At 67.4% G+C, this 9,550-nt stretch carries 10 protein-coding genes; 4 read left to right on the forward strand and 6 right to left on the reverse strand.

The window, feature by feature from the left end; genetic code table 11:
* Positions 1-382 (forward strand): LamG-like jellyroll fold domain-containing protein (locus ACWEO5_RS35995; protein WP_452166315.1); only part of this gene is annotated, 382 nt, incomplete at its 5' end.
* Between the two features lie 136 nt (positions 383-518).
* On the opposite strand, the gene ACWEO5_RS36000 is transcribed toward ACWEO5_RS35995, so the two are convergent.
* Positions 519-731 carry a hypothetical protein gene (locus ACWEO5_RS36000; protein WP_452166316.1) on the reverse strand — a complete coding sequence of 71 codons (213 nt, stop codon included), beginning with the start codon at positions 729-731 and terminating at the stop codon, positions 519-521.
* A gap of 534 nt (positions 732-1,265) precedes the next feature.
* On the opposite strand from ACWEO5_RS36000, the gene ACWEO5_RS36005 reads away from it, so the two are divergent.
* Positions 1,266-2,513 carry a tyrosine-type recombinase/integrase gene (locus tag ACWEO5_RS36005; RefSeq protein ID WP_452166317.1) on the forward strand — a complete coding sequence of 416 codons (1,248 nt, stop codon included), beginning with the start codon at positions 1,266-1,268 and terminating at the stop codon, positions 2,511-2,513.
* A gap of 116 nt (positions 2,514-2,629) precedes the next feature.
* Positions 2,630-2,944, forward strand: coding sequence for a hypothetical protein (locus tag ACWEO5_RS36010; RefSeq protein ID WP_452166318.1), 315 nt, complete (start codon positions 2,630-2,632; stop codon positions 2,942-2,944).
* Between the two features lie 75 nt (positions 2,945-3,019).
* Here the strand turns inward: ACWEO5_RS36010 and ACWEO5_RS36015 are convergent, their stop codons facing one another.
* The 3 genes from ACWEO5_RS36015 to ACWEO5_RS36025 form a co-directional block, all read right to left on the reverse strand.
* Entirely contained in the window at positions 3,020-5,665 is a 2,646-nt protein-coding gene (locus ACWEO5_RS36015) for a S8 family peptidase (protein ID WP_452166319.1), read from the reverse strand.
* Positions 5,658-6,635 (reverse strand): AAA family ATPase, encoded by a 978-nt coding sequence (locus ACWEO5_RS36020; RefSeq protein WP_452166320.1) that lies wholly within the window; start codon positions 6,633-6,635, stop codon positions 5,658-5,660. Before ACWEO5_RS36020 ends, ACWEO5_RS36015 begins: the two co-directional genes overlap by 8 nt.
* A gap of 171 nt (positions 6,636-6,806) precedes the next feature.
* Positions 6,807-7,160, reverse strand: a complete 354-nt coding sequence (locus tag ACWEO5_RS36025; protein WP_452166324.1) for a hypothetical protein — start codon at positions 7,158-7,160, stop codon at positions 6,807-6,809.
* Between the two features lie 186 nt (positions 7,161-7,346).
* Between ACWEO5_RS36025 and ACWEO5_RS36030 the strand changes: the two genes are divergently transcribed.
* Positions 7,347-7,874 (forward strand): SMI1/KNR4 family protein, encoded by a 528-nt coding sequence (locus ACWEO5_RS36030; protein WP_452166321.1) that lies wholly within the window; start codon positions 7,347-7,349, stop codon positions 7,872-7,874.
* Between the two features lie 143 nt (positions 7,875-8,017).
* Here the strand turns inward: ACWEO5_RS36030 and ACWEO5_RS36035 are convergent, their stop codons facing one another.
* Both ACWEO5_RS36035 and ACWEO5_RS36040 read right to left on the reverse strand, forming a co-directional pair.
* Positions 8,018-8,662, reverse strand: coding sequence for a transposase (locus tag ACWEO5_RS36035; RefSeq protein WP_452166322.1), 645 nt, complete (start codon positions 8,660-8,662; stop codon positions 8,018-8,020).
* Positions 8,659-9,129, reverse strand: coding sequence for a helix-turn-helix domain-containing protein (locus tag ACWEO5_RS36040; protein WP_452166323.1), 471 nt, complete (start codon positions 9,127-9,129; stop codon positions 8,659-8,661). The genes ACWEO5_RS36035 and ACWEO5_RS36040 overlap by 4 nt, the downstream gene beginning before the upstream one ends.
* Positions 9,130-9,550 lie beyond the last annotated feature (421 nt).

Genomic DNA, 9,550 nt, shown 5'->3' on the forward strand with positions numbered 1-9,550 from the left:
CGCCTCCTACCACGCCTTCGCCTTCGGCAAAACCCGCAGCGACGACGACACCGGCAGCTACACCTCCACCTACGGACCCACCACCGGCCCCACCGCGCCCACGACCGGCACCTGGTACCACCTCACCGGCGTCTACGACACCGCAACCAACCAGGTCACCCTCTACATCAACGGCGCCCAAGCCGCCACCACCACCTACGGCGGCGGCACCTGGAACGCCACCGCCGGCCTCCAGATCGGCCGGCGCCTCTTCAAGAGCGGCTACGGCGAATACCTCGCCGGGTCCGTCAGCGACATCCAGACCTACAACACCGCCCTGACCCCCGCCGCCGTCTCCCTGCTCCCCAACGCGACCCAGCCCGCCCCGGTCCAGCTCAGCTGACCCAGCCCCATCCCCGGGCCTGGCCCCCGTGGCATTTGCCACGGGGGCCAGGCCGTTCTCATTTCCGATTTGCGCGGGCGCCGGATCGCTGGCTGCTCGATGGCATCTGCGCACGCCTCAAGCGCCTTCAAGACCTTCATGTTGAAGGCGCGGCGGGACGGCCCAGTCCCGTGCTGGCAAGCAAGATCATCAATAGGGTGGACAGGGCGACAATGGTCCAGCCCGCCAGCAGGTCATAAATGTTGGTCACAGGGGTTGCCGACTGTGCGACAAAGCGGTGGAATGCCTCCCCGTAGAGCTGGAGGAAGTGCCGCAGGGCCGTCAGGTGCCACTGCTCCGCCTGGTTCACGGCGAAGAGCACAATGTCCCCCAGTGCGTTGACTAGCCTGCCGATCGACCGCCTGCTCGACGGTCTCCGAACAAGCGATCAACTCGACTTTCAGGAAAGAGAGTTGGCTCGCCAATGCCACTCACATACTTCATGTGGACTGACGGAGGCTCAGCTGCGGCAACGGCCAGAGATGTCCGACTGCGTCCACATGTGTCCACCGGTGGCCACCAGCGGCCAAACCGGCTGGTCCCAAAATGGTCCCACGGCCCGGCTCCGGGCTCGGACACGCGGAGTAACGGCCCTGCGCCAGCCGCGCGCTACCTGCCGAGACCTCGACCTGCGGGTTCGGCTGTTGCGAAGCCTCCACAACAGGGATCAGGGACGCCTACCCATCGGTTACGTGCCGTGATCTTCCGTTCGGCGTGTCGTCTGGCGCGTGTCGTCGCCGCCCGGCCGCCGCGTGCTTCGCACCCGGCCCCGTACGCCCTGCCGACACGCCGAACAGACCGGCGAACCTTGGTGCCAGAGAGCACCGAGTGCAAGGAGGGGTTCATGGGACAGCGTCCACAGCGGGGCAGGGTGTACCGGCGGTGCGGCTGCTCGGACAGCAACGGCAAGCAGCTCGGACCGTGGTGCCCACAGCTGGCCGCGGACGTGAAGCACGGGAAGTGGACGTACTGCGTCGACCTCGCTCCCGACGAGGGACGGCGCCGCACCCGTCGGCGGGGCGGGTTCGCCTCCCGCGCCGAAGCCACCCGGGAGATGAGGGCCGTACTCGACGGCGAACTGCGCGGGGTCTACGAGAACCGGCGCACCACGGTCGCCAGCTTCCTGCGCGAGTGGCTGGTCGTGCAGAAGGTGCGGTTGGCGCCGAACACCTACGCGGGCTACCGGGCATGCGTGGAACGCGACCTCATCCCGGCGTTCGGCCACCCCCGACTCCTGGACCTGCGGCCCCAGCACATCGACGAATGGATCACCGCCCAACTCGACGCCGGCCGAGGCACGGTCACCGTCTACCGGGCCGCCTCCACCCTGCGCAACGCCCTCGTGCGCTCCTGGCGCTTGCACTACAACCCCGCCGAACACTCCATCCCACCCAAGCCCCGCGCCGCCGAGCGCACCTGCTGGACACCCGACGAAGCGGCCGCGTTCCTCCACCACGACAAGGAGCACTACACCGACCGACTCACCGACCTGTTCGAGGTCATGCTCGGCACCGGCATGCGCCGCGACGAAGCCCTCGCCCTCCACTGGACCGACCTCCACCTCATGGACCGCAAGCTCTTCGTCCGCTGGACCCTCGCCGCCATCGACAACGGCCGACTCACCCTCGGCCGACCGAAGACACCGGCCAGCCGCGCCTGGATCAGCCTCTCCCCTCGGGTCGTCGCAGCCTTCCACCGCCAGGCCGCCCTCCAGATGAACGCCCATCCCGAAGGCCGACTCGAAGGACTCGTCTTCTCGACACCAGGCGGCGCTCCCCTGCGGCCCCAGTGGGTCCTCGACCAACTCCGCAAACGCACAACCGAGGTCGGCCTTCCCGCCATCGGCCTGCACGACCTGCGCCACACAGCCACCAGCATCATGATCGCCGAAGGCATCCCCCTCGCCATCGTCTCCAAGACACTGCGCCACGCCACCCTCGCCACCACCATCAACCTCTACGGCCACCTCTTCAAAGACTCCGCCGACCAAGCCGTCCACGCCCTCGCCCAAGCACTCGACCGCGCCCACCCCAACCAGCCGCACCTCCGCAAGGACGACGACGGCGAGAACCCCATGCCCGTAGCCGCATAACCCTCGCCCCACCCCGCCGCGGCGCCGGTATCGACGGCGTCGGCAGCAGGTACCGGCTGAAGACGGCCGTTACGCCCAACAGACCCTTCCGCACCACCCTGAATAGTGGAGGCAGCATGACAACGAACCCCCTGGCGCCCCAGCACACCGGCACAGTGGAACCCACCGTCCTCCTGCCTGGCGGGGACTACCCTGGCGGCGAAATCGAACGTCAAGCGCTCAAAGCTGGTGTTCTCTCGGACCCCGAGCTCGACGGCCCGTGTGTCTGGATCGACCTTGGCGAGGTCTACATGAACAGCAGCTACATGCGTGACGCGGATCGGGTACGGAAGTTCGCTTCGGACCTGCGTGGTTTCGCCGATGCGGTCGACAAGATCGCAGCCGAACTCGCCTCGCTTCAGAACGAATTTCCTGCCTTGACCCGTTCCTGATCAACCGCTTGGAACAGACCTGATCGCAGCCGGATGACTCGCAGGTCTGCAGATCGTTCAGCAGAGAAGGTGCTCCTACCAGGTCAGCGGCAACTGCACGGGAATCCCCGCAGCCGTCTCGGCACGCGCGGCCAGGTCGGTCGCAACGGGGATGTCGAGTTGCAGGGCAGTGGGTGTGTAGAGGTCGGTTTCGGTCTCGGGCGTGGCAAGGGAAACGAGCAGCGCGTAGGAGACCGGTCGGCCCACTCGGTCAGCCCTGTTGTGGTACTTCCACCAGCCGCCGGCCGGGTACACGGCGAGAGCCCCGCAGTCTGCGAGTTCGGCTGCGCTTCCGGTCCAGACGTCGGAATGCAGGGACCCGCGATTCCGGTTGTCGGTGCCGGCGAGCCAGAACTTGTCGCTCTCGAACCTGCCGACAGTGGTGATGCCGTCGTCTTCGGCCTCCGCGTTCGCAGCGATCTGCCGTTCGAACGCTGCAAGGGTCTCCAGTCCTTTGATCGCGAAGCGCAACCGGTGGGAAGGGTAGGTATGTTGGCGGAGGACGCCCTTCCGGCCGGGGTTGGGTTCGATGAAATAGGACAAGGTGACACGCAACGAGACCTGGGTAGGGCCGAGGTCGAGGAGTTGCTCGCGCGGCCAGGGCAGTTCGTGGAGCTTGAGTTCGCCCAGTTGCACTCGCCCCTTCTTCTTGGCGAATGGCACAAGGGAGCCCTGGATCATCAGTGTGACTGCGTTGGCGGTGCTCGACAGGATCCGCTGTTCTGTGGGGACGCCCCAGCCGTAGCGGCGTAGCACACTCTGGGCGAAGGCTGTGGTGCCGTGGCCCGGGTCATTACGGCGGCGGCCGTTGGCCCTGAGGATGTGGTTGATCATGGGATCGGTCCAGCGGGCTTCGTGGACCAGGAGTGCTCGGACTGCCTCTGGTGTCAGGGCGGGGTAGGCAGCGTGAGCGATGGCGGCCAGGCGGGCTGCTTGGGCTGTGGCAGCGCTGGTGGCGTTCGCGGTCGTGAACGGGCGGCCGGTCTCGCGGTGGGTGGTTGTAAGGCTGACGACTTCGTGCTGGTCGATGAGGGTGCCGGAGCCGTCGACGAGGAGGTTGCCGCCTTCGAGGACGATGTCGGGCTTGATCGGGGTGTTCGCAGGCCATGTGACGGAGGTGCGGCTGAACGGGGAGAGTTCTCCGGCAGCGGCGAGGGCCCGATAGTCGGCGAAATCCTGGTGCTTGGGCGGCTGGTCGAGTTCGGTGTAGGCCCCGACGGTCAGGACGTTCCAGGCGTGGGCGGGGTCCTCGATCCGGGAAAGGTCGCACTGACCGAGGTGGTGGAGGCTGCCGTCGTCCTGTCGCAGGTCGGCGATGCGGTGGTCCCGGACGTTTCCGGCCGAGACGACGATGAGTCGGGAAGCGGCGGGTTCGGGAGGACCCACCAGTTCGATGCGGTCGCTGTAGACGGCGAGGTCGGTACCGGCGGCAAGTGTGTCGAGGGTCGCGGAGGGCAGGCTGGCCAGACCGTTGGTGCCGTTGCGCTCGGGGGTGGAAGGTGCCGTGATGGCCATGGAGTAGACCCGGGCACGGGGTTGTCCAACCGATCCGCTCTGCGCTCTGGCGACCGCTTCTACGGTGACCAGCGCGTGGGCACGCGGGGTGTCGTCGTGAAGGATCCGCTTGGGGAGGATCTTGACGGACTCCAGCCCGTGCGCGAGCCGGATCGGGCCATTGGACTTGAGCGCGGAAGCAAGGTCACCGAAGAGGGCGAGCCCAGCCATCTGGGTACCGTGGCCCGCGTGGTCGTCCGGCCCTTCGTGGTTGAAGACGCTCTGCGCCCGGCCGGACAGCGCCTGCTTGAGGACTGGGTGCTCCTGGTAGACACCCGTGTCGAGGATGCAGACGACTGGGGCGTCGGCTGCGGGGTGCTGCAGCCGGTCGGCGAGGTCGGCCGCGAGGTCGTACTGGAGGGCGCGGACGGTGGAGTGGATCTCTTCGACGAAGCTCGGCCGCCGAATCTCTGAGGGGCAGGCGTTGGTGGCGAAGAGTGTCATGAGCTGAGCGCCGGTGGTAGCGACGTGGGCCACCCGGTACTCGCCGATACTGATGGAACGGTCGGTCGTCTGCCAGCCGTTGGCGGCGGCATGCCGTTGGAGAGCGTCGATCTGGTCGGCATCGGTGAGTCTGGGGTCGAACCACAGCTCCCACCACCGTTGCTCGTGCTCGGCCGGCGCAGGAGTGTCTTCCTGCCAGAGCCTGTCGAAGACCAAACGGCCGATGTGCTCAGCGTTGGCGACGGCAGCGTTCTGCTTCGGGTGACCTCCGGGTGTGTTCTGGGCGAACTGGCTGATCTTGTTCACGAAGGCGGGCAGTCGCTCGTCGGGGATCCAGATCACTGCCTCGTGCGGGCTGGTCTCGGTCGCCTGGCGCACGCTCATAAGGGTCAGACCGGAGTTGGCGAGCTTGTCGGGGTCGAGGCTGTGCCCCTCGGCTGCTTCCACCCGGATCGCGAAGCCGCTCGCCCGCTCGGCCGGGTCCATCTGCTCGCGGGCGGCAGTGGATGCCTGGGCGGCGTCTTCGAGCCCGCCGAGAAGGTGCTCGACGTGGCCCTGCCTGTCGGGCCGCGTGACGTACGAACTGCTGCCGCGTGCTGGATCGGGCGGCCGGGGAACGAGGGTCTTCGGGGGCCACAGGACGAGGAGGTGCGGGGAGGACCGCGGCGGGACCGGGTCAGGCATGGCGCAGCGCGTGCCGCTCGTCCAGTCCTTCGTTCAAGAGGCGTTTGTCGATCACGTCGTCCCCTCCGAGAATGGCGCGCTTGGCCGCCGACTCGGCGGCCTTGACCAGCTCGGCGTGGCTGAGCTGGTCGACCTTGGTGATCAGGTCGGACCAAGGTACGCCTGTGGTGTCCATCCCGGCTAGGCGTCGTTGGAGAATCTCGATCGCCTGTTGCGGGGAGGGCGGGGCGTAGTGGACGACGAGGTCGAAGCGGCGGAACAGGGCGCGGTCGAGGAGGTGGCGGTGGTTGGTCGCGGCGACGACCAGGCTTTCGGAGGGGGCTTCGTCCAGGAAGAGGAGGAAGGAGTTGAGGATGCGGCGGGCTTCGCCGACGTCGTTGCCGGCGGTGCGTTCGGCGCCGAGGGCGTCGAACTCGTCGAAGAGGTAGACGGCGCGGGTCTCGGCGGCCGCTTCGAAGACGGTGCGGAGCTTGGTGGCAGTCTCTCCCATGAACCGGCTGATCAGTCCATCGAGGCGGATGGTGAACAGCGGCAGGGAGAGTTCCTTGGCCAGGGCCGCGGCGGTCATGCTCTTGCCGGTGCCGGGCGGCCCGGATAGCAGAATCCGGTGGACGGGAGTGAAGCCGAAGCGCTCCAGCCGGGCCCGCTGGCGCTGCTCGTGCAGGACCTTGTCGAGTGCGGCGCGGACGTCGTCGGCAAGGGTCATGTCGTCAAGGCGGACGTCGGGGTAGCCAGCGGTGAGGAGGCTGGCGAGTTCCCCGCGGGGCTGGATCACCGGGGTGGGGGCGATCCTGGGGATCTTCTCAGCCCTGGCGGCGTCGATGATCTCGCGGATCTCGACAGCGATCTTGCCGTGGCCCTGGCGCGCCGACTTCGCCGCAACTTGGAGGGCGATGCTGTAGAAGCGGTCGTCGTCCCCTGCCGCGTGGGCGCTCAGGAGTGCCTTGAGGTGGTCAGCTGTCGCAGCCACGCACCTCACACCCCTTCTTCGGCAACCGGCCCGTCACTCTAACGAGCGTGTGGGACAACTGGTACCCGTCTCGCACATGGTTCAGCGCCTTTTCCATCGTACGGCGGCCCCTTTGGCGGTTCCCGCGCGGGGTTCACGCCTTCAGTAGCGGTATCGGCAGGGCCGAACCGTTCAGCCCCTCGTGGTCCGGTCACTCGTGATCGCGGGCTGCAGGCGGCCAGGCAGTTGGCTCCAGTCGTTCAGGGCTCCTTGGAGGAGGTTGTCGAGCTGGTCCTTGCCTTCGTTGAGCAGGAGGTCACGCAGGCAGGCGCAGTCGTTCATTGTGCCGCCGTCGGTGAAGCAGATGAAGATGCCGGCCGCTTGGAGGCCGCGGGCGGCGAGGGCGATCTCGTGGCCGAACGGGAGCGGTGCGCGGCTGGCGAGTTCCTGGGCGAAGACCTGCTCGATGCGGGGGCGGCCGAGTGCGGCCAGCAGGGCGCCGACGAGGCTGCCGACCACGCCGTGCAGGGACTTCTTACCGTCCAACAGGGCGCGGGCGAATGCGGCCAGGTCACCACCGACCCGGTGCCCCGCCGGACGATCCGCAGCAGGCGCCGCCCCTCATCGTCATCGATGTCCCGCACCCGCACACGTCCAGTCACGTGAGCATTGTGCTCGTCCGAGGTGGGGTTGGGCAGTCAGCCGTCGGGCGTGGCTCCTACGATGCCAGGCATGGCGCGCTTTGAAGATCTCCAGCAGTCCCTGTGGGACACCGATAGCGACTACGGAGTGCAGCCGCCTATGACTGACCATGTGTTTCTGGAGGCCGAGCGGCTGCTGAACGTCACGCTCCTCAGCTCCCTGCTCGACCTGCTGCGACAGCAGAACGGGGGACAGGTCACGAGCAGCCGGAATGCTTTCCCCACGAGCAGGCCGACCTCCTGGAGTGCCGACCACGTCCCCTTCGACAGCCTGCTGGGCATCGGCCACCGCGAGCGAACGATCTCCCTGCTCGACAGCCCGTACCTGGTCAAAGAGTGGAACCTCCCCGCCCCTGTGGTATTGGTCTCGGGTGACGGGCCTTGCTGGATCGGGCTCGACTACCGGGCCTGTGGCCGGGATGGGGAACCATTCGTCACCTGGTTCGACGCGGACGACAACTCGGAGTTGGTCCTCGCTCCGGACTTCCACTCCTTCGTCGAGGGCCTCACCTCCGCCAGCGGGTTCGAGAGCGCGAAGAGCGACGGCTCATTCGGCTGAGCCCGCACACGAAGCGCGTCCGTACTACCAGCTAGGCCAAACCCCTGCCACCAGCCCGGCACAGGGCAAACGTTGCTTGATGCGGCACTAGTAGACTGTCGCAGCTTAGCTTTGCTGTGTGGTTGGGTAGAGGTGGCGTAGTTTCACGCGTGCGTCGTGGGTGGTGAAGTGCCAGTCGACTTGGCGCTGGTTGTCGTTGGTGTGCTGCTGCCAGGCGGCGAGTTCCGTGTTGAGTACGGCGAGGTCGTCGATGCGGCGCTCCAGGCACTGGCGGGTGAGCGCGGACAGCTCGATCTCGGCGATGTTGAGCCAGGACCCGTGCTTGGGGTGTGGTGGATCTCCAGGCGCTGGGCCAGGGCGAATGCCTTCGCCGGGTCGAACGCCTCGTAGAGCGAGGCGGTGGTGTGGGTGTTGAGGTTGTCCATGACCAGCACGACCGTGGCGGCGTCGGGGTAGTCCACGCTCAGCAGGTGCTCGACCTGATGGGCCCAGTCGACCCTGGTGCGGCGGGGCTGGGCGTCCACGCGCCGCCATCCGCGCAGCGGCTCGACCCAGCAGAAGATCGAGCAGGTCCCCGAGCGGACGTACTCGTTGTCCTCGCGCCGGTCGCGGCCCGGCCGCCCGGGAAGCGGATCCCGGACGTGGCCGAGCAGCTGGTAGGGCTTCTCGTCCATGCACACCACCGGACGCGCCGGATCGAGGGGCCGGTGGTAGACCGCCAGGACGTCCTCCATCGCCGCGGCGAAGGCGGCGTTCGCGGCCGGCGGGATGGCCCAGCACTTCTTCACATGAGGACGCAGTGCCGTTTTTTTAGCACCCGGCCGATCGTGGAGTGGTCCAGATCCGGGATGTCCTCGACCAGCGCCACGTGCTTCTCCAGCAGCCTCAGCGACCACCGGGCATATCCCTTGGGCGGCGCCGAGCAGGCCAGCGCGATCAGCCTCGCCTCGACCTCGCCGGTCACCACCGAGGGCACCGGCGGGAGCGCGCGCTCCTTGCGGCCGACCGTGGCCCACACATCGCCGCCGCTCTCCGCGTACCGCTTCGAGATCAGGCGGACCGACTCGCACGACACCCCGACCCGGTCCGCGATCACCGCCCTCGGCCCGACCTCGCCGACCGAGGTGTCCAACGCGAGCAGCACCCGCGCCCGCCTGATCATCGACGCGCTGCGGACCCCCGTCGTCGTCACCCGCACCAACGCCCGACGATCTTCGGCACTCAACGCGACCGGATACTTCTTCTGCGAGGACACGGCACCCCTGCCAGCCGAACGGATAGCGGCATGGGGAGCCAGCCCGACCCCAACTCCACCAAGAAGAACCATACTTAGTCGCGACAGTCTACTAGAAGCCCCTTCGGACATGGCTATGCAGGGCCAGAAGGTCCGAACTTGCCTGATCGGTGCAGGAGGAGTCCTCCGAGTCCCACGAGCAGCAACCGCATGGCCATGTCGTAATCGCTCTGTGTAGGCCCCCAGTCCGGTGTCCGAAGCCGGAGGTACTGCGCTCGGGCTTCCATCAACAGCCCTTGATCAACTTCACCGTCCTGCACTGCCTTGCCAGCCTGAAGGACAACGTCTAAGGGCTGTCCCGTAATTGATCTTCGGGCGTCTCGGGCGCGGGTCGATGCTCGGCGGTCGCCCGCCTCACCCGGCCTGGAGGAGGTTGTGCAGG

This window comes from Kitasatospora sp. NPDC004272, from assembly GCF_053603035.1.